Raw genomic sequence first — 19,093 nt, forward strand, 5'->3', positions numbered from 1 at the left:
ACGAGTCACAGATGCGAGCGGGGGGTTGCTTCTTATTACCGACGGGTAGCATCATCACTGAGAATACTGACAAGTACGAGCGAGCCACTACGGAGCCGTCGCCATGGGGCACTACAAGTCGAATCTCCGCGACATCGAGTTCAACCTCTTCGAGGTCCTCGGGCGCGACACCGTGTACGGCACTGGTCCGTTCGCGGAGATGGATATCGAGACCGCCAAGAGCGTGCTGAGCGAGATCGCCAGGCTGGCCGAGAACGAGCTGGCCTCCTCGTACGAGGAGAGCGACCGCACGCCTCCGGTCTTCGACCCGGAGACCAACACCGCGCCGGTCCCGGCAGCCTTCAAGAAGAGCTACCAGGCATACATGGACGCCGAGTGGTGGCGGCTGGGCATCCCGGAGGAGATCGGCGGCACCACCTCGCCGCGCTCGCTCCTGTGGGGCTTCGCCGAGACGATCCTGGGCGCCAACCCTGCCGTGTGGATGTACGCCTCCGGCCCGGCGTTCGCCGGTGTGCTGCACGAGGAGGGCACCGAGGAGCAGCGCAAGGTCGCGACGCTGATGGCCGAGAAGCAGTGGGGTTCCACCATGGTCCTCACCGAGCCCGACGCCGGCTCCGACGTGGGCGCCGGCCGCACCAAGGCCACCCAGCAGGACGACGGCACCTGGCACATCGAGGGCGTGAAGCGCTTCATCACCTCCGGTGAGCACGACATGTCCGAGAACATCGTGCACTTCGTCCTCGCCCGCCCCGAGGGCCACGGTCCGGGCACCAAGGGCCTCTCGCTCTTCGTCGTGCCGAAGTACGACTTCGACTGGGAGACCGGCGAGCTGGGCGAGCGCAACGGCGTCTACGCCACCAACGTCGAGCACAAGATGGGCCTGAAGGCCTCCAACACCTGCGAGATGACCTTCGGCGCCTCCGGCCGCCCCGCCAAGGGCTGGCTGCTGGGCGAGAAGCACGACGGTATCCGCCAGATGTTCAAGATCATTGAGTTCGCCCGGATGATGGTCGGCACGAAGGCCATCGCGACGCTCTCGACCGGCTACCTCAACGCCCTTGAGTACGCCAAGGAGCGGGTGCAGGGCGCCGACCTCGCGCAGTTCACCGACAAGACCGCGCCGCGCGTCACCGTCACCCACCACCCCGACGTGCGCCGCTCGCTGCTGACGCAGAAGGCGTACGCCGAGGGCATGCGCGCCCTCATCCTCTACACCGCCGCCGTCCAGGACGAGATCCTGGTCAAGGAGCACAACGGCGAGGACGCCTCCGCGGCGAAGCGGCTCAACGACCTCCTGCTGCCGATCGTGAAGGGCTACGGCTCCGAGAAGTCCTACGAACAGCTCGCGCAGTCCCTCCAGACGCTGGGCGGCTCGGGCTACCTCCAGGAGTACCCGATCGAGCAGTACATCCGGGACTCCAAGATCGACACGCTCTACGAGGGCACCACCGCGATCCAGGGCCAGGACTTCTTCTTCCGCAAGGTCGTCCGCGACCAGGGCCAGGCTCTCACCGCGCTCTCGGAGGAGATCAAGAAGTTCCTCGCCGACGCACGCGGCGGCGAAGAGCTCGCCGGCTCGCGCGACCACCTCGCCAAGGCCGCCGCCGACCTGGAAGCCATCGTCGGCACGATGCTGACGGACCTCGCGGCCACGGAGAAGGACATCAAGTCCATCTACAAGGTCGGCCTCAACACCACCCGCTTCCTGATGGCGTCCGGCGATGTCGTCGTCGGCTACCTGCTGCTGCGCGGCGCCGCCGTCGCAGCCGAGAAGCTGGCGAGCGCCTCCCCGAAGGACGTGCCGTTCTACCAGGGCAAGATCGCGGCGGCGAAGTTCTTCGCGGCGAACGTCCTGCCCCACGTCTCGGTCGAGCGCGAGCAGGCGGACGTCGTCGACCTGTCCGTCATGGACCTGGACGAGAGCGCCTTCTGAGCCGCCCTCCCACGGCTCGGTGACACCACGCCCCGCTCCCGCCCACCCGGGAGCGGGGCGCTCCTCTTGTGTGCGTTCGAGCGCGGCCACCGGCTGCGGCCAGGGCCGCCGTAAGGTGGGCGCATGAGCGAAGCCATGCCGTTCGACCGCGGTCACACCGACGGTCTGATGTCCTTTCTCACCACGAGCCCCTCGCCGTACCACGGGGCCGCGAACGCCGCGGCGCTGCTGGAGAAGGCGGGTTTCCGGCAGGTGCTGGAGACCGAGGCATGGGACGCGGGGACGGGCGGCAAGTACGTGCTGCGGGGCGGCGCGCTGATCGCGTGGTACGTCCCGGAGGGGGCCACGCCGGCGGCACCGTTCCGCATCATCGGTGCGCACACCGACTCCCCCAACCTGCGCGTCAAACCCGTGCCCGACACCGGCGCACACGGCTGGCGGCAGATCGCCGTGGAGATCTACGGCGGCACCCTGCTCAACACCTGGCTCGACCGGGATCTCGGCCTCAGCGGCAGGCTGACGCTGCGCGACCGCTCGACCCACCTCGTGAACGTGGACCGCCCCCTGCTGCGCGTCCCCCAGCTCGCCATCCACCTCGACCGCCAGGCCAACGAGGGGCTCAAGCTCGACCGGCAGCGCCATATGACCCCGATCTGGGGGCTGGGCCAGCCCCGCGAGGGGGATCTGCTGCGCTTCCTCGCGGAGGAGAGCGGACTGCCGGCGGACGAGATCGCCGGCTGGGACCTGATGACTCACAGCGTGGAACCTCCCTCCTATCTGGGACGCGACCGCGAACTTCTCGCGGGGCCGCGCATGGACAACCTGCTGTCGGTGCACGCGGGCGCCGCCGCCCTCGCCGCTGTCGCCGAGAGCGGCACCGCGCCCACCTGCGTCCCGGTGCTGGCCGCCTTCGATCACGAGGAGAACGGCAGCCAGTCGGACACCGGCGCCCAGGGCCCGCTGCTGGGCTCGGTGCTGGAGCGCTCGGTCTTCGCCCGCGGCGGCTCCTACGAGGACCGGGCCCGCGCCTACGCCGGGACCATCTGCCTCTCCTCCGACACCGGCCACGCGGTGCACCCCAACTACCCCGAGCGGCACGAGCCCGGCCACCACCCCATGCCCGACGGCGGCCCGATTCTCAAGGTCAACGTCAACCAGCGCTACTCGACCGACGGTGCGGGCCGTGCCGTCTTCGCGGCTGCCTGCGAGCGGGCGGGCGTGCCCTGGCAGACGTTCGTGTCCAACAACGACGTCCCCTGCGGGACCACGATCGGCCCCATCACCGCAGCCCGGCACGGGATCACGACCGTGGACATCGGCGTCGCGATCCTCTCCATGCACGCGGCCCGCGAACTGTGCGGCGCCAAGGACCCCTTCCTGCTGGCCAACTGCCTCACCGCCTTCTTGGGGGAGTGAGGCGAATGGGGCCCCGCCCCCGTCAGGGCAGCTCGGCGTAGGGGCGGATCGCCCGCTCGCCGTCGAGATACAGGCTGTTCTGCTCGGGCGGTGCGGGCAGCCCGAGCGCGCTGTCCAGCACCGGGCCGACCTTGCCGCAGCCGGAGGTGCGGGGAGCGGCGAAGGGCTCCGCCACCACGTCCGGCATCTGTCCGGGCGCCGGGTTCCCGGCTGCCTGCAAGGTCAGCTGGACCGGCTTCGCCTCGCTGCCTATCGCACAGCCGCGCGGCAGCAGCGGGCCGCTGCTGAGGCCGAGGGTCAGCGCCAGCTCTCCCATCCGCTCTTCGTTGGAGTGGAAGTCGAACGAGCCTCCATAGCGCAACTTCATCCGCAGCGGAGTGCCCGGCACTGGCACGGGGTCGGCCTCCAAGCCCCCGAAGACCTGATGGAATTCGCCGTCTATCCGACCCTCGGCATGGGTGATGACGACCGGCTCCTTCAGCGGCACGTGTGCCTTACCTATCGTCAGGCTGCCCGTCGCCGTGATCACCTCGCACCGCCACAGCGCCGGGTCCGCGCCCTCGGGCAGCTCGGCGCGGGCGGGGCAGGAGGTGAACGTCCCCTCCACGCCCCCGCGCTCCTCAGCAGCCGCCGGCGACGCCGCGCAGAGCGTGGCGGCCATGGTGGCCAGCGTCAGCCCGAGTACGGCCCCCGCGACCCGTCGTGAACGAAACGATCCACGCACTGTGAACACAGCTCTCCCCCTTGGTCGTTGGCCGAGTGTCTGTCTCCCGGCCTCGCCCCATCAGCATTGCAGAACTTTCTCTGCATAGAAAGCTTTGCAGAGAAAATCATGCAGAGAAAAATCTGCGACGCGTAGACTGGGGGCATGACTGAGCAGGACGACGAGCCACGCCGCACCATCAGCGACCCCGGAACCCTCAAGGCGCTCGCGCACCCCCTGCGCCTGAAGATCCTTCGCAGACTGGGCACTTCGGGCCCCGCCACGGCGACGACCCTGGCCGCGGTGCTCGGCGAGAACACGGGAACGCTCAGCTACCACCTGCGCCAGCTGGAGCGCGGCGGATTCATCGAGGACGACCCGGACCGTTCGGCGGGCGGCCGGGAGCGGTGGTGGCGCGGCGTACGCGGGCTGGACGTACGACGGCCGCCGCAGGAGGAGTTGACGACCGCCGAGCGTGCCGTGCTGGGGGAGCTGGACCGGATGCGCATGGAGGAGGACATCGGCCTCGCGCGGCGCTACACCCTCGAACACCCGGACGCGGAAGGCTGGATGCGCGGCTCCCGCAGTCTCACGCATCTCACCCGGGAAGAGCTGAGCGCGTTTCACGACGCGTATCTGGAGCTGGTGCAGCGCTTCGCGCGGGGCCCCCGCGAGGCCGCGCCCGGGTCCCGTCCCATCGCACTGCGCTGGTTCGGGGTGCCGGTGGACGAACCCGAGGAGGCGACGCCGGATCAGGAAGAGGAAAGGGAGGGGCAGTAGAGATCAGACGTACTGAATGCCTGCCTCCGGCCCGGGTACTCGCGGCCCGGTAAGCGAACCGGCCCGGGAAACGAGCCAGTTCGGGGAACGAGCCAGTGGCTCAACCGAGCTTGGAGGCACCATTCATGGGCATCGTCGTGTGCATCGGCATGATGGCCGTGGGCGCGATCCTGACCCTGGCCGTCGACTGGGACGTCAGCGGTCTCAACGTCGACGTCATGGGCATCATCCTGCTCCTCGTCGGCACCATCGGCCTGTGCGCCTACATCAGCATCCTGAAGCGCCGCCGCGTGCAGCCTCCGGCCCCGGGCGCACCGGTGGTCGAAGAGGTCAACAAGCACCACTGGGAGTGAGGGGGTGAGGAGGCCCCCGGCCCCTGTCACCCTCAGCTCCTGTTCGCGTCCCGCCCCGACCCGCGTCCGGGCTCCTACTCGTCCAGCCCCTTCTCGTCCATCCCGGCGAGCACCAGGGGCAGGCGGTCGGCGCCGTCTGCCGTGAGGCGCACCGGAACACCCCAGTCCTGCTGGTGCACATGGCAGGCGGGGAACTCGCCCTCCTCGTCGCAGGAGGCGGCCATGGCGGAGATGTGCAGGACACCCTCTGTGCCCTCGCCCCCGGCCAGCCGTACCTCGCGCATCAGCTCCGTTCCCTGCCCGTCACCCTGTTCGAGGAGTTCGGGCGGGGTCGCGCTCACGATGAGCCGGGTCGAGGGGCCGTAGCGGGTGTCGAGCTTCTGGCCGGGGGGCGCCTGGAAGACCACGTCCAGCCGCAGCACACCTGCCGCGACCTCGGTGGCGGCGCGCTGCGTACGGTGCGCGACGCCCTCCACCCGTACCGCGTCCTCGGGCAGCCGAAGCCTGGTCAGCCGGTGGCGCGCCGACTCCACCACCACGATCTCGCCCGAGCCGTCGGACGCCAGCACCGCGTCCGACGGCTCGCGCAGGTCGGTCGCCAAGGTGCTGACCTCACCAGTCGCCGGGTCGAAGCGGCGCAGCGCGTGGTTGTAGGTGTCCGATACGGCCACCGACCCGTCCGGCAGCGCCGTGACGCCCAACGGATGCTGCAAGAGTGCCTGGTCGGCGGGGCCGTCGCGGTGCCCGAAGTCGAACAGTCCGGTGCCCACGGCCGTGTGGACGACGAACCCTCCGTCGCCGCCCTGCGAGGTGTCCTGCGAGCCGTCCTGCGAGGTGCCGTCGCCCCGCGAAGTGTCGGCGCGCTCGACCCAGCGCAGCGCGCTCGTCTCGGAGTCGGCGAGCCACAATCTCGCTTCATCCGGTGCGACGGCGAGCCCGGAGGGCTGCGCGAACCAGGATTGCGCCGCCGGGCCGTCCACCAAGCCCTCGTTGGTCGTGCCCGCCTCGGCCCGTACGGTCCCGCTCTCCGGGTCGTACGTCCACAGCTGGTGCACGCCCGCCATGGCGATCCACGCGCGGTCCGCGAACCAGGCCACGTCCCAGGGCGAGGAGAGCGCGACCTCGCGCGCGGGGCCGTCGGTAGGAGCGCCCTGCCACCACTGCGCGCCCGTGCCGGCCACGGTCGTCACCGCACCGGTGGCCAGGTCGAGGCGGCGCAGCGCGTGGTTGACAGTGTCGGCGACGAGGACGTCGCCGCCGGGCAGCGGCGCGAGCCCCTGCGGCTCGTTGAAACGTGCTTCATCCGGTGCGCCGTCCACCAGACCGCGCTCTCCCGTGCCGATACGGCGCAGCGCGGTCTCGCCGTCGGATGCCAGCTCCACCAGCTGGTGGCGGGTGGTGTCCGAGACGAGATAGCCGCCATCCGGCAGCGCGAGGGCCTTCCCCGGAAAGCGGAGGTCCGTCGCGACGGGCTCGGGCGGCACGTACGGGCCCTCGCCGCGCCGCAGGGTGCCCTTGGCCTCGTGCTCGGCCTCCAGCTCCCCGATGAGCTTCTCGATCGCGTGCACATGGCCCTCGCCCGCGTGCTGGGCCACCACGTAGCCCTCCGGGTCGATCACGACGAGTGTGGGCCAGGCGCGGACCGCGTACTGCTTCCACGTCGCCAGGTCCGGGTCGTCGAGCACCGGATGCTCCACGCCGTACCGCTCGACCGCGTCCACGACGGCGGCGTGCTCGGCCTCGTGCACGAACTTCGGCGAGTGCACGCCAACGACCACAACCGTGTCCTGGTGCCGCTCCTCCAGCTCGCGCAGCTCGTCCAGGACGTGCAGGCAGTTGACGCAGCAGAAGGTCCAGAAGTCGACGATCACGCACTTGCCGCGCAGCGAGGCGAGGTCGAGCTGCTCCCCACCCGTGTTCAGCCAGCCGCCCGCGCCGGACAGCTCGGGGGCGCGGACGCGGGGCCGGGGGGCGGGGGTGGGAGCGGAGGGGGCGGCCGAGTCGTTCATAGCTCCAGACTGCCACTCCCCGACGAGAGCGCCGCTCCGGGCCGCCGCGGAGCGGGTCCGGACCGCCCCTCGCCGCTTCCGGGCCGCCGCACGCCGCCTCCGGGCCACCGCACGCCGCTCCGGGCCGCTCGACCGCTCTCACCGGCCCGGCAGACCCACACAGACCTTGCGCCCCACAGGCTCTCGCAAGCCCCCGGGTGGCCACCCGAGCCCCGGGCGGCCACCCGCGAGGGTCAGAGCACGCGGTCCTTCAGTACCGGAAAGGACTCTCGCACCTTGTCGACCTGGGACAGGTCGAGGTCGGCTGTGATCACCGTCTCCTCCGAGCCGGTGGTCTCCGCGAGCACGTCGCCCCACGGGTCGATGATCGCGCTGCGGCCCGCCTGGGCGACGCCCGCGTGGGTGCCGGCCGTGCCGCAGGCGAGCACGAAGCTCTGGTTCTCCACGGCGCGGGTGCGCGCGAACAGCGTCCAGTGCTCGGCGCGCTTGGCGGGCCAGCCCGCCGGGACGACCAGCACCCGTGCGCCCTCCGGCTCGGCGTCCACCAAAGCGCGGAACAGCTCGGGGAAGCGCAGGTCGTAGCAGGTGGCGAGGCCAAGGGTGGCCTGCGGGTGGGGCACGGTCACCGGCTGGGTGCCGGCCGTCATCAGCGCGGCCTCGCCCCGGTCGAAGCCGAAGCGGTGGATCTTGCGGTAGGTGCGGACCAGTTCGCCGGAGGGGGAGAAGACCAGGGAGGTGTTGTAGAGGGCCCCGGCCTCGTGGCCCTTCTCGACGATCGAGCCGGCGTGCAGCCACACTCCCGCGTCGCGCGCCGCCGCCGACATGGCCAGCGCGGTCGGCCCGCTGGCCGGGTCCGCGTCCTCGGCCTCCGTCGCGAAGCGGTCGTAGGCGAAGGCGCCGACCGCCCACAACTCGGGCAGCACCACCAGGTCCGCGCCCTCTTGAGCGCGTACGAGCGAAGCGACCCGCTCCCGCCGGGAATTGACCGATTCATCCGGGTCTACCTGGATCTGGAGAAGAGAAGCGCGCACCGTACCACCGTCCATGCGATCGAGGGGGTCGATTGGGCCTAGCATCGTCCCAAAAGCACTGCCGGGGTGCCCGTGGCAGCGTAACTTGAGAGCACCCAGCCCGCGAACGATCCGTAACGCCGAGGGGTCCCGTGACCGACCACCCAAGCCTTCAGCCCTACGTTGACGCCTGGACCCAGTCCATGGAAGCGATATCCGAGCTGGTCACCCCGCTCGCCGAAGGGGAGTGGAACCGGGCGACCGAGTGCCCCGGCTGGTCCGTTCGTGATGTGGTCTCCCACATCATCGGGCTGGAGTGCGAGTTGCTCGGCGATCCGCGCCCTATCCACACACTCCCTCGCGACATTTATCACGTACGCGATGAGACAAGCCGGCACATGGAGGTCCAGGTCGACGTCCGGCGGCACCACACGGGCCCGGAGATGACCAGTGAGTTCGAGTACACCCTCATCCGGCGCTCCCGGCAGTTGCGGAACGAGAAGCGAGGACCCGAGGACGAGGTCAGCAGCGTGGTGCCGTTCGGGCCGCGGAAGCTGCCCCTGGAGCAGCAGTTGATGGTGCGCGCGTTCGATGTCTGGGTGCACGAACAGGACCTCCGGCGCGCGTTGGATACACCGGGCAACCTGGATTCGCCGGGCGCGCACGTGGCGCGGGACGTACTGCTGGCGGGGCTGCCCAAGGTCGTCGCCAAGGACGCCGGAGTGCCGCCGAACTCCGCCGTGGTCTTCGACGTGAGCGGCCCGATGGAGTTCATGCGGACGGTACGCGTGGACGCGGCCGGCAAGGCGAGCGTGGACGGCAGTCCCTCGCTGGGCCCCGAGGCGACGCTGTCGCTGGACTGGGAGACCTATCTGCGGCTGGCCACCGGGCGGGTACGCGCCGACGCCGTCTCCGACCGCGTCAAGACCGAGGGGGACGCCGAGTTGGCGACCGCCATCCTCACCCATTTCTCCGTCACGCCCTGAGCGCTCCCGCGCGCTCCCCCGAGCCCCGTACGCCCGCCCCCACAGCGTCGAGCACTTCCTCACACCGTCGAGCACCGCCCCACGCTGTCTCACGGCCTCATCAGGGCCGTCGAGCACCGCCTCACACCGGCACGTGGACCGCCTCGACCCTGCTCGCCACGATGCGCTCCCGCTCCCGCCGCACCGCACGCCCCCGCAGCCGGATCACCTGGGCCAGGCCGAGCGCCTGGAGGACGAAGACGCTGGCGAAGGCGATACGGAAGTTGTCGCCTGTCAGGTCGAGGAGTACGCCGACGGCGAGCAGGGTCGTCATGGAGGCGGTGAAGCCTCCCATGTTGACGATGCCGGACGCGGTCCCCTGGCGTTCGGGCGGATTGGCGGGGCGGGAGAAGTCGAAGCCGATCATCGAGCCGGGCCCGCAGGCGCCGAGCACGACGCACAGCACGATCAGCAGCCACATCGGGGAGCGCCCCGGCCAGGCGATGGTGGCCGCCCACACGGTGGCCGTGGCCAGCACGGTGCCGAACACCAGCGGGGTGCGGGCCGCGTGGTGGCGGGAGATGACCTGGCCGTAGACGAGGCCGCAGCACATGTTCGAGATCACCACCAGGGTGAGGAGTTCGCCCGCGGTACCGCGCCCGAGCCCCTGAGCCTCGACCAGGAACGGCATGCCCCACAGCAGCAGGAAGACCATGCCGGGGAACTGACAGGTGAAGTGCACCCACATACCCGTCCGGGTGCCGGGCTCCCGCCACGCCGCGGTGATCTGCCGCCGGATGAAGCCCGGACCCGGCCCGCCGTTCGCCTCCTTGGGGAAGGCGGGGGCCGCGAACCCTTCCGGGTGATCCTTGAGGAAGAAGATCACCAGCAGCAGGATGGCGAACCCGCCCGCCGCGCTGCCCGCGAAGGTCGGCGTCCACCCGAAGGTGTCGAGGACGCGCGCGAGCACCAGCGTGGTGACGAGGTTGCCGGCCATGCCCATCAGCGCCGCGACCTGCGCGATCACGGGCCCGCGCCGGGCAGGGAACCACCGTGCGCCCAGCCGTAGTACGGCGATGAACGTCATCGCGTCCCCGCAGCCGAGCAGGGCGCGCGAGGCCAGCGCCATGGCGTACGAGCCGGAGACGGCGAAGCCGAACTGCCCTGCGGTGAACAGCACCACGCCCAGCAGCAGGATGCGCTTGGTGCCCCAGCGGTCCACGAGCAGACCCACGGGGATCTGCATGCCCGCGTAGACGAGGAGCTGGAGGATGGAGAAGCTGGAGAGGGCGGAAGCGTTGATTCCGAAGCGGTCCGCGGCGTCGATTCCGGCCACACCGAGACTGGTGCGATAGGTGACGGCGACGAAGTAGACCGCGACGCCGATGCCCCACACCCACATGGCGCGCGCGCCGCCCGGCGGGTCGCCGGGCAGGCGTATGTCCGTCGAGGCGGCTGAACTCATCGGGGCGCACCGCCCCCGAGCCCGTCGTCGAGCCCGCGACCGAGCCCCTCGTCCAGCCCGCGCCCGTCCCCGCGCCTGTCCTCGCCGCGTACCAGGTGTCGTACGCGGCTGACGTGCTGGTGGACGGCGAGCGCCGCCGCCTCCGTGTCGCCCTCGCGAAGGGCGCGCAGGATGTCGCTGTGCTCGGTGAGGTTCTTCGCGATCCGCTCGGGGTGCGCGTGCATCACCGCGACGCCCATGCGCAGCTGGCGGTCACGGAGCTGGTCGTAGAGGCGGGTGAGGATCTGGTTGCCCGTCGCCTTGACGATCGTGGCGTGAAAGCAGCGGTCGGCCACGGAGACGGCGGCCAGGTCGCCGGCGGCGGCGTGCGCGCGCTGCTCCTCCAGCAGCTCCTCCAGTCGTCGGACGAGCGCGTCGGAGACGGGCACCGCGCGGTGCACGGCGTGCTGTTCGACCAGCAGCCGGGTCTCGACCACGTCCTCGATCTCCTGCGCCGACACGGGCAGGACGAGCGCGCCCTTCTTGGGGTAGAGCTGGATGAGTCCCTCGACCTCCAGCCGGAGCAGGGCCTCGCGCACAGGTGTTCTGGACACCCCGACGGCCTCGGCCAGCTCGCCCTCGGTCAGGAGCATGCCGCCCTCGTAGTGCCGCTCCAGAACAGCTTGCTTGACGTAGTGGTACACGCGTTCTGCGGCAGGGGGCTGTCTGACGGCGGCAGCGGAAGGCATGTGCACACCATAGATACAACAGAGATTCAAACGAAGGCGCCGTCCACGATTCGGACGGCGCCTTCGGACTGTGGATCCGGAATGGACTCGGACTATGGATTCGGCCTGTGGAGAGGGCTCAGCTCCAGGTCATCAGCCGCTTGGGCCGCTCCAGGACCGCCGCCACGTCGGCCAGCACCTTGGAGCCCAGCTCCCCGTCCACCAGCCGGTGATCGAAAGAGAGGGCGAGCGTGGTGACCTGGCGGGGCCTGACCTTGCCCTTGTGCACCCACGGCTGCTCGCGGATCTGCCCGAAGGCGAGGATCGCGGACTCACCAGGGTTGAGGATCGGGGTGCCGGTGTCGACACCGAAGACCCCCACATTGGTGATCGTCACCGTCCCGCCGCTCATCGCCGCCGGGCTGGTCCTGCCCTCGCGCGCGGTGCTCACCAATTCCCCGAGGGCGGACGCCAGTTCGGGCAGGGTCTTGTCCTGCGCGTCCTTGACGTTCGGAACGATCAGCCCACGGGGGGTCGCGGCGGCGATGCCGAGGTTCACGTAGTGCTTACGGACGATCTCCTGACGGTCCTCGTCCCACGCGGAGTTGACCTCCGGATGGCGGCGGATCGCCAGCAGGAACGCCTTGGCGACGAACAGCAGCGGGTTGACCCGTACGCCCGCCATGTCCGGGTCCTGCTTCAGCTCGCTGACGAGCCTCATCGTCCGGGTGACATCCACGGTCACGAACTCGGTGACGTGCGGCGCGGTGAACGCGCTGGTGACCATCGCCTGCGCGGTGGCCTTGCGGACGCCCTTGACCGGGATACGGGTCTCCCTGGCGCCGGGCGCTCCCTCGTCCCGCACCGGCTCGGACCCCTGGGTGGGGGCCGCCGTCGGAGCCGCCGCGGGGGGCTCCTGCGCGGGGGAGGGCGCGGCGGTGGCGGGGGCCGCCGCGGCGTGGACGTCCTCGCGGGTAACGACGCCCTCGGGCCCCGTCGGGGTGACCGCGTTCAGGTCGACGCCGAGGTCCTTGGCGAGCTTGCGCACCGGAGGCTTGGCCAGGGGCCGCTCCAGGCGCTCCCCTTCGACGGGAGCCACCGCGCCGTGCCCGTTGACGCCGGGCGTCTCCTGGGGGGCCGTCGCGGGCGTGGGGGCGCGCGTGGGGGCGGGCGCGGGCGCGGTCTCCTGCGCCCGAGCCGGGGTCGGGGTCGGGGTCTGGGCCGGGGTCTGGGCCGGGGCCGGAATCTCACCCTCGGGACGCTTACGGGGGCGCCGCTTGGTGGAGCCGGCCGAAACTCCGTAGCCGACCAGCACGGGCTGACGCCCCTCGGGCTGCTCGGGCTGCCCGGGCTCCTGCCCGGCGTCGGCGGGCTGACGGTCCTCAGCGGACCGACCGTCCCCGGCGACAGGCGCAGCAGGCGCACCGCCCTCCGAGGGCGCCGTGTCGACGGTGATGATCGGCGTGCCGACATCCACCGTCGTGCCCTCTTCGAAGCGCAGCTCATGCACCGCGCCGTTGAACGGAATGGGCAGCTCCACCGCCGCCTTGGCGGTCTCCACCTCGCACACGACCTGCCCGTCGGTGACCGTGTCGCCGGGCTGGACATGCCACTTGAGGATCTCCGCCTCCGTCAGCCCCTCGCCCACGTCGGGCATCTTGAACTCGCGGATACGAGCGGCGCTGTCGGCAGGGGCGCTGTTGGCGCTGTTGGCGCTTTCAGTCATCGTCACGGCTCTCCTCAGTACGCCAGCGCGCGGTCGACGGCATCGAGCACCCGGTCCAGGTTCGGCAGGTACTCGTCCTCCAGGCGGGCCGGAGGATACGGCGCGTGGAAGCCGCCGACGCGCAGCACCGGTGCCTCCAGATGGTAGAAGCACCGCTCCGTGATGCGGGCGGCGATCTCCGCTCCCGTGCCAAGGAAGACGGGAGCCTCGTGGACGACGACCAGCCTGCCGGTCTTCTCCACCGAGCGCTGGAGCGTGTCGAAGTCGATCGGGGACATCGAGCGCAGGTCCACGACCTCCAGCGAGTTGCCCTCCTCCTCGGCGGCGGCTGCCGCCTCCAGGCAGACCTTCACCATCGGCCCGTAGGCCGCGAGCGTCGCCGCCGTACCCCGCCGTGCGACGGAGGCGGAGTGCAGCGGGGCGGGGATGGCCGTGGTGTCGACCTCGCCCTTGTCCCAGTAGCGGCGCTTGGGCTCGAAGAAGATGACCGGGTCGTCGCTCTCGATGGCCTGCTGCATCATCCAGTAGGCGTCCGACGAGTTCGACGGGGAGACACACTTGAGCCCGGCGACGTGCGCGAACAGCGCCTCCGGAGACTCGCTGTGATGCTCGACGGCGCCGATGCCGCCCGCGTACGGGATGCGGATGACGACCGGCAGCTTGATCTTGCCCAGCGCCCGCGCGTGCATCTTGGCGAGCTGGGTGACGATCTGGTCGTAGGCGGGGAAGACGAAGCCGTCGAACTGGATCTCGACGACGGGACGGTAGCCGCGCAGCGCCAGCCCGATCGCGGTGCCGACGATGCCCGACTCGGCGAGCGGCGTGTCGATGACGCGGCCCTCGCCGAAGTCCTTCTGGAGCCCGTCGGTCACCCGGAAGACGCCGCCGAGCTTGCCGACGTCCTCTCCCATGATGAGGACCTTGGGGTCGTTCTCCATCGCGGTGCGCAGCGACTCGTTGATCGCCTTGGCGAGGGGAAGCTTCTTCGTTTTCGTGGCCTCGGAGCGGGCCGGAGCGGCGGCGGTGGTGGCCATCAGCGGCCCTCCTCGTGAGAGTCCGAGTCGGCGAACGTGGCGAGGTACGACGCGAACTGCGCGCGCTCCTCGTCGACGAGCGCGTGCCCGTCCGCGTAGACGTTCTCGAAGATCGCCATGGTGTCGGGGTCGGGCATGGTGCGGATGGCCTCGCGCACGTGCTTGCCCATGGCCTCGCTCTCCTCCTCGATGGAGGTGAAGTACGCGGCGTCGGCCAGCCCCTCCTTCTCCAGGTAGGTGCGCAGCCGCTGGATCGGGTCCTTGGCCTCCCACGAGGCGCGCTCCTGGTCGGAGCGGTAGCGCGTGGGGTCGTCGGACGTGGTGTGGGCGCCCATCCGGTAGGTGAACGCCTCGATGAGCATGGGGCCCTCGCCGGCGCGGGCGCGCTCGACGGCGGCCTTGGTGACCGCGAGACAGGCCAGCACGTCATTGCCGTCCACGCGTACACCCGGGAAGCCGAAGCCCTGGGCGCGCTGGTAGATCGGCACGCGGGACTGGCGCTCTGCGGGCTCGGAGATGGCCCACTGGTTGTTCTGGCAGAAGAAGACCACCGGCGCGTTGTAGACGGCCGAGAACGTGAACGCCTCCGCGACGTCGCCCTGGCTGGAGGCGCCGTCGCCGAAGTAGGCGATCACGGCGGAGTCGGCGCCGTCCTTGGCCACGCCCATCGCGTATCCGGTCGCGTGCAGGACCTGGGAGCCGATCACGATCGTGTAGAGGTGGAAATTGTTGCTGTTGGGGTCCCAGCCGCCGTGGTTCACACCGCGGAACATGCCGAGCAGCATCGTCGGATCCACGTCACGGCACCAGGCGACGCCGTGCTCGCGGTAGGTGGGGAAGACATAGTCGTCGGCGCGCAGGGCGCGGCCCGAACCGATCTGGGCGGCCTCCTGGCCGAGCAGCGAGGCCCACAGACCCAGCTCGCCCTGGCGCTGGAGGGATGTCGCCTCGGAGTCGAACCGGCGGGTGAGCACCATGTCGCGGTAGAGGCCGCGCAGCTCTTCCGCAGAGAGGTCGACGTCGTAGTCCGGATGGGTGACCCGTTCGCCTTCCGGAGTGAGGAGCTGCACCAGCTCGGTGTCCGCGGGGGCGCCGGTGGTGGCCGCGGTCGTGGCTGCGGACTTCGTGCGCTGGGCGGGCCGGGCACGCTTGGCGCCACGGGCTCCGGCTGACGCGCCGGCCTTGGCGGAGGTCTTGGCGGAAGCCTTGGCAGGGGCCTTGGCCTGGGGCTTCGTGGCGGGGTCCGTGGCCTTCGTGGGTCCCTTCGCCGGCGCCTTCGCCGTGGCCTTGGACGCCGTCTTGGCGGCGGACTTCGCGGGGCCGCCCTTGGCCGGTGCCTTGGCAGGGGCCTTCGCGGCGGCCTTGCGCGGCTTGGCCGCCCCGTTGGCGGCGCCTGCGCCGCTCGCGCCGCGTGCGCTACGAGCGCCGGACTCCCCGCGTGCGCCGGTCGCGCCGTTGTCGCTGCCGGCGCCCGCGCCATTGGCGGTGCCCGCGCCGTTCGCCGTGCTCCGGGCGCCGCTCTGGCCGCCCGTGCTGCTCGCCGCGGCCTCCTTGCCCGCCCCGGCGGCCTTCGCAGCCTGGGTCGCGCGCTTTCCTCCGGTGCCGCTGCGGCGCGCGGTGCTCCGCGCAGCAGTGCTCTCCACGGTCACGTGTGCTCCTCCGTCTGTCCGGCCCCCGGGATTGCCGGTGGCCTGGGGCTCCCCCGCCCACTGGCGGGGGGAGGCTCGCCCGGTCCCGTGCGGCGCACGGGGTGGGAGCGTCGCGGTCGGCACCGGGTGGGTGACTGCTGTCCCGGTCGCGGCCCGCTCGTCCTGACCCCAGTCGGGAACGCCCCTAGCCATGGCCAGTATCTCCATAGACGCACGAGGCGCCCCTGACCTGCAACTTTGCTCGGATATCCAAGTAAGAACGCGGAAGTCCAAGCACTTGTGCGAAGAATCAGGGACATCACTGGTCACGGCTTCGCGAGCCGCGGACCCTCGCACGTTAACCCGGGGTGCCAGAGCCCGGGAAGAGTGGAGGGAGGATCAGTATGTGAGACTGAAGCAGTGGCCGAAAACGGAAGAATCCGCGTATTCCTGGTCGATGATCACGAGGTGGTCCGCAGGGGCGTGCGCGACATGCTCTCGGTCGAATCCGACATCGAGATCGTCGGCGAGGCCGGCACGGCGGCCGAGGCCATCGCCGGTATCGGCGCCACTCACCCGGACGTGGCAGTCCTCGACATCCGGCTACCCGACGACAGCGGCGTGGAGGTCTGCCGGGAGATCCGCTCGCACGACGAGTCCGTCCGCTGCATGATGCTGACCTCCTTCTCGGAGGACGAGGCACTCCTCGACTCGATCATGGCCGGGGCCTCGGGCTACGCCCCCAAGGCGATCAGCGGCACCGAGCTGCTGACGGCCGTACGCGACATCGCCGCGGGAAAGTCCCTGCTGGACCCGGTGGCGACCCGGCGCGTTCTGGAACAGCTGCGCGGCGGGGGCGCCGGAGGCAGCAGTGGCGCCGAACGCGGCGGAGATGACGGGGGCGGCGGAGATGACGGGGGCAGCCAAGGCGCCGGGCACGTCGGAGGCGGCAGGGGCGGCCAAGGTGCCGGACGTGCCGGAGACGGCAGGGACGGCGGGGACGGCACAGGCGGGCAGGACGGCGGGGACGAGCGGCTCGGCGCGCTCACCGAACAGGAGCACAAGATCCTCGACTTGATCGGCGAGGGCCTGACCAACCGCGCCATCGGCGAGCAGCTGCACCTCGCCGAGAAGACGATCAAGAACTACGTCTCCAGCCTGCTGGCCAAGCTCGGCATGGAGCGCCGCTCCCAAGCCGCGGCGTACGTGGCACGGCTCCAGGCCGGCCGGGGGAGATAGCCCCTCCCGCCCAGCGGCCTCCCCCTGCGAGAGACCCGTCGAGAGGCCTGTGGAGAAGCCCGTCGAGGGCCCATGCGGGGGCCCATGCGGGAGGCCTGTCGAGAGGCCCGGGCTGAGCGGCCGATGGGTCGAGAGGCGCGAAACGCAAGGGGCCGAAAGACCCTCAATTAGGGGCTGATCACCCTGGTTCGGGACAGCTGAGGCAGGCAGGGTGGAGGTATGCCACCGGACCCGGAACGCGAAGAGGCACTGGCCCTGCTGCCGAGCATCCGCTATGGACGGGTCGCCATGAGCAAGCACGCGCTGCCCTTCGTCACCGTCGCGCGACATCTCGTGGACGGTGAGAGCGTGCTCATACGCATCCACCGAGGTTTTGACTATCACTCAGCACTGGCTGGCAACGTTGTCGCCTTCGAGGCGGGAAACGTGGAGTCGGGCGCCTCGGAGGTCTGGTCCGTGCAGTTCGTCGGGCAGGCCCGGCTCATCGAGCCCACCGAGGAGCAGTTGGAGCGCTTCGGTCCGCTGACCGAGCGGGCCGATGGACAGCGGTTCGATCCGGCGTATCTGCGGATCGATCCCGAGTTCGTGACCGTCCACCGGCTCAGTGGCGTACCCGGCCCGACCGGCCGGTCGCGGCACGGCCCGGTTGGCCCGCACGGCCCCGCGCAGCACAGCCGCTCCTCCGGACACTCTTCCGGCCGGGCATCCGGTCAAGCACCAAGTTCGCCATCCGGCCAGGCATCCGGTCCGCCATCCGGCCACGCGCCCGGTCAGGCATCCGACAAGGCATCCGGTCAGTCGCAGAACGCGGACCGCACCGCCTCATAGCAGGCGCTCCACCACACCACCAGTGCGGCGGCGGCCGGGAACTGAGGATCCGCTCGCACGTCCCGCAGCTGATAGCGCCAGCGCAGCATCCAGAAGTCGTTCAGCCGCTCCCACCACACCCGGTGCACAGCGGCGGCCAGTTCCGCACGGGACGCCCCGGCGAAGTGCCGGTACGCCCGCGCGAAGCCCCGTACCTTCCGCAGGTCGAGCGTCCCGTCGGGCCGTACGAAGAAGATCGCGGCCCCGCGCACGGCCTCTTCCGCGCGCGGGTGCACACCCAGCCGGTCCCAGTCCAGGATCGCCACGGGCCGCGGCTCACGGCCCGCCGTCGCGTAGAGCAGGTTCAGCGGGTGGAAGTCCCCGTGCACCCAGCCGCTGAAGGAGTCCGGCACAGCGGGCGGACGGTCCGCCGCGTAGCGGCGCAACAGTTCGCGGCGCTCGGTGAGCCGGTGCTCGGCCAGTTCGTCGAAGCTGTCGCGCCGGCGCCGCGCCCTTACGTGCACCAGCAGTTCCCCGATCATCTCGTAGGTCGCGGCCGGGTCGGCGCTCTCGTGGGCCGTGCTGGGCACCTCGGGTATGACCTGTGTGAGGCGGGTGTGCACCTGTCCGAGCAGGGCCCCCAGTTGGCGGGACTGCGCGGCCGACAGCTCGGTGCCGTGCCGGTGGCTGCCCTCGACCCAGGGGTGCAGCGCGTAGCAGCGCCCGCCGACCACAGCTACCGTCCGCCCCCCGGGGCACGCCAGCGTGGGAACAACCGGCAGCCCGAGCGCCCCTAGTTGAGCCGTCGCCCTGTGCTGGCCTTCGATACGGTCGAGTCCGGCCGGGTCGGCGGGGTCGCCGTCGAGGTGATGCTTGAGGAAATAGCTGCCGTGCGTGGTGGAGAGGCGGTAGCCGCGGTTGAGCAGCCCCTGCGACACCGGTTCGCACGACAGCGGCTCCCCCACGCCGTATCGCCGCACCAGGGAGAGGAGGGTGCCCTCGGTGAGGGCGGGCGATGACGGCTGCACGAGCCGCATCGTAGAGGAAACGGAGCGCCTGGCTCCGCAACGGGGGTCAAGAGCGGCCCCGGAACCCGACTCGGGCCAACTCGACGCCCTCGTACGACAGTCGGTCGAAGGTTACGTCAATCAAACCCGCGCTGTGAGGAGGCCGCCGACCGCTCACGCCAACTGGCCGATGCTGTACGCCTCCTGCCCGACGGACGCCGTACGTCCGACCGCCGGACCGCCGGACCGCCGGACACCGGACGTCTGACCACGACCACCGACCACCGGTCACCGCTGCTCCACCGATCGGC

The 19,093-nt window shown here is 70.8% G+C and carries 16 protein-coding genes; 7 read left to right on the forward strand and 9 right to left on the reverse strand.

All coding sequences use genetic code 11. The features are described 5' to 3' along the window. Window positions 1–103: 103 nt before the first annotated feature. Window positions 104–1,933 carry an acyl-CoA dehydrogenase gene (locus OHB04_RS20510; RefSeq protein WP_326807991.1) on the forward strand — a complete coding sequence of 610 codons (1,830 nt, stop codon included), beginning with the start codon at window positions 104–106 and terminating at the stop codon, window positions 1,931–1,933. Window positions 1,934–2,056: 123 nt separating this feature from the next. After that, on the forward strand, window positions 2,057–3,349 hold the full coding sequence (locus OHB04_RS20515; protein ID WP_326689159.1) for a M18 family aminopeptidase: 1,293 nt from the start codon (window positions 2,057–2,059) through the stop codon (window positions 3,347–3,349). Window positions 3,350–3,371: 22 nt separating this feature from the next. Here OHB04_RS20515 and OHB04_RS20520 read toward each other — a convergent pair whose 3' ends face one another. Beyond that, window positions 3,372–4,010, reverse strand: a complete 639-nt coding sequence (locus OHB04_RS20520) for a hypothetical protein (protein WP_326689160.1) — start codon at window positions 4,008–4,010, stop codon at window positions 3,372–3,374. Between the two features lie 207 nt (window positions 4,011–4,217). Here OHB04_RS20520 and OHB04_RS20525 point away from each other — a divergent pair, with 207 nt between their 5' ends. After that, window positions 4,218–4,832: an ArsR/SmtB family transcription factor gene (locus OHB04_RS20525; protein WP_326689161.1), complete on the forward strand. Its 615-nt coding sequence runs from the start codon at window positions 4,218–4,220 to the stop codon at window positions 4,830–4,832. A 125-nt stretch (window positions 4,833–4,957) separates the two neighbouring features. Next, window positions 4,958–5,185 (forward strand): hypothetical protein, encoded by a 228-nt coding sequence (locus OHB04_RS20530; protein WP_326689162.1) that lies wholly within the window; start codon window positions 4,958–4,960, stop codon window positions 5,183–5,185. Window positions 5,186–5,259: 74 nt separating this feature from the next. Here the strand turns inward: OHB04_RS20530 and OHB04_RS20535 are convergent, their stop codons facing one another. Both OHB04_RS20535 and OHB04_RS20540 read right to left on the reverse strand, forming a co-directional pair. After that, window positions 5,260–7,194: an NHL domain-containing thioredoxin family protein gene (locus tag OHB04_RS20535; protein WP_326807992.1), complete on the reverse strand. Its 1,935-nt coding sequence runs from the start codon at window positions 7,192–7,194 to the stop codon at window positions 5,260–5,262. A 233-nt stretch (window positions 7,195–7,427) separates the two neighbouring features. After that, window positions 7,428–8,225, reverse strand: a complete 798-nt coding sequence (locus tag OHB04_RS20540) for a carbon-nitrogen family hydrolase (protein ID WP_326689164.1) — start codon at window positions 8,223–8,225, stop codon at window positions 7,428–7,430. A gap of 131 nt (window positions 8,226–8,356) precedes the next feature. On the opposite strand from OHB04_RS20540, the gene OHB04_RS20545 reads away from it, so the two are divergent. Further along, entirely contained in the window at window positions 8,357–9,190 is an 834-nt protein-coding gene (locus OHB04_RS20545; protein ID WP_326689165.1) for a maleylpyruvate isomerase family mycothiol-dependent enzyme, read from the forward strand. A 121-nt stretch (window positions 9,191–9,311) separates the two neighbouring features. Here the strand turns inward: OHB04_RS20545 and OHB04_RS20550 are convergent, their stop codons facing one another. The 5 genes from OHB04_RS20550 to pdhA form a co-directional block, all read right to left on the reverse strand. Continuing rightward, a complete protein-coding gene (locus OHB04_RS20550) occupies window positions 9,312–10,634 on the reverse strand; it encodes an MFS transporter (RefSeq protein WP_326807993.1) in 1,323 nt (440 codons plus the stop codon). After that, window positions 10,631–11,362, reverse strand: coding sequence for a GntR family transcriptional regulator (locus OHB04_RS20555; protein WP_326807994.1), 732 nt, complete (start codon window positions 11,360–11,362; stop codon window positions 10,631–10,633). The genes OHB04_RS20550 and OHB04_RS20555 overlap by 4 nt, the downstream gene beginning before the upstream one ends. Window positions 11,363–11,480: 118 nt before the next feature. Continuing rightward, window positions 11,481–13,067, reverse strand: a complete 1,587-nt coding sequence (locus OHB04_RS20560; protein ID WP_326807995.1) for a dihydrolipoamide acetyltransferase family protein — start codon at window positions 13,065–13,067, stop codon at window positions 11,481–11,483. A 14-nt stretch (window positions 13,068–13,081) separates the two neighbouring features. Then, on the reverse strand, window positions 13,082–14,101 hold the full coding sequence (locus OHB04_RS20565) for an alpha-ketoacid dehydrogenase subunit beta (protein WP_326689169.1): 1,020 nt from the start codon (window positions 14,099–14,101) through the stop codon (window positions 13,082–13,084). Further along, a complete protein-coding gene (pdhA, locus tag OHB04_RS20570) occupies window positions 14,101–15,750 on the reverse strand; it encodes a pyruvate dehydrogenase (acetyl-transferring) E1 component subunit alpha (protein WP_326807996.1) in 1,650 nt (549 codons plus the stop codon). The genes OHB04_RS20565 and pdhA overlap by 1 nt, the downstream gene beginning before the upstream one ends. A 399-nt stretch (window positions 15,751–16,149) precedes the next feature. Between pdhA and OHB04_RS20575 the strand changes: the two genes are divergently transcribed. Next, complete coding sequence (locus OHB04_RS20575) at window positions 16,150–16,968, forward strand: response regulator transcription factor (protein ID WP_326807997.1); 819 nt, start codon at window positions 16,150–16,152, stop codon at window positions 16,966–16,968. A gap of 219 nt (window positions 16,969–17,187) precedes the next feature. Then, window positions 17,188–17,796, forward strand: a complete 609-nt coding sequence (locus OHB04_RS20580) for a pyridoxamine 5'-phosphate oxidase family protein (protein ID WP_326689172.1) — start codon at window positions 17,188–17,190, stop codon at window positions 17,794–17,796. Here the strand turns inward: OHB04_RS20580 and OHB04_RS20585 are convergent. Beyond that, the gene (locus OHB04_RS20585) at window positions 17,763–18,812 is read right to left on the reverse strand and encodes a phosphotransferase (protein WP_326689173.1); all 1,050 of its coding nucleotides are present in this window, start codon (window positions 18,810–18,812) and stop codon (window positions 17,763–17,765) included. The genes OHB04_RS20580 and OHB04_RS20585 overlap by 34 nt on opposite strands. Window positions 18,813–19,093: the final 281 nt, after the last annotated feature.

The sequence above is a fragment of the Streptomyces sp. NBC_01775 genome (assembly GCF_035917675.1).
GTDB lineage: Bacteria > Actinomycetota > Actinomycetes > Streptomycetales > Streptomycetaceae > Streptomyces.

Excerpts from the sequence above, each read along its gene's own strand:
- OHB04_RS20510 (WP_326807991.1), top strand. The coding sequence starts at position 104 with ATGGGGCACTACAAGTCGAATCTCCGCGACATCGAGTTCAACCTCTTC.
- OHB04_RS20515 (WP_326689159.1), top strand. The coding sequence starts at position 2,057 with ATGAGCGAAGCCATGCCGTTCGACCGCGGTCACACCGACGGTCTGATG.
- OHB04_RS20520 (WP_326689160.1), bottom strand. The coding sequence starts at position 4,010 with ATGGCCGCCACGCTCTGCGCGGCGTCGCCGGCGGCTGCTGAGGAGCGC.
- OHB04_RS20525 (WP_326689161.1), top strand. The coding sequence starts at position 4,218 with ATGACTGAGCAGGACGACGAGCCACGCCGCACCATCAGCGACCCCGGA.
- OHB04_RS20530 (WP_326689162.1), top strand. The coding sequence starts at position 4,958 with ATGGGCATCGTCGTGTGCATCGGCATGATGGCCGTGGGCGCGATCCTG.
- OHB04_RS20535 (WP_326807992.1), bottom strand. The coding sequence starts at position 7,194 with ATGAACGACTCGGCCGCCCCCTCCGCTCCCACCCCCGCCCCCCGGCCC.
- OHB04_RS20550 (WP_326807993.1), bottom strand. The coding sequence starts at position 10,634 with ATGAGTTCAGCCGCCTCGACGGACATACGCCTGCCCGGCGACCCGCCG.
- OHB04_RS20555 (WP_326807994.1), bottom strand. The coding sequence starts at position 11,362 with ATGCCTTCCGCTGCCGCCGTCAGACAGCCCCCTGCCGCAGAACGCGTG.
- OHB04_RS20560 (WP_326807995.1), bottom strand. The coding sequence starts at position 13,067 with ATGACTGAAAGCGCCAACAGCGCCAACAGCGCCCCTGCCGACAGCGCC.
- OHB04_RS20565 (WP_326689169.1), bottom strand. The coding sequence starts at position 14,101 with ATGGCCACCACCGCCGCCGCTCCGGCCCGCTCCGAGGCCACGAAAACG.
- OHB04_RS20580 (WP_326689172.1), top strand. The coding sequence starts at position 17,188 with ATGCCACCGGACCCGGAACGCGAAGAGGCACTGGCCCTGCTGCCGAGC.
- OHB04_RS20585 (WP_326689173.1), bottom strand. The coding sequence starts at position 18,812 with ATGCGGCTCGTGCAGCCGTCATCGCCCGCCCTCACCGAGGGCACCCTC.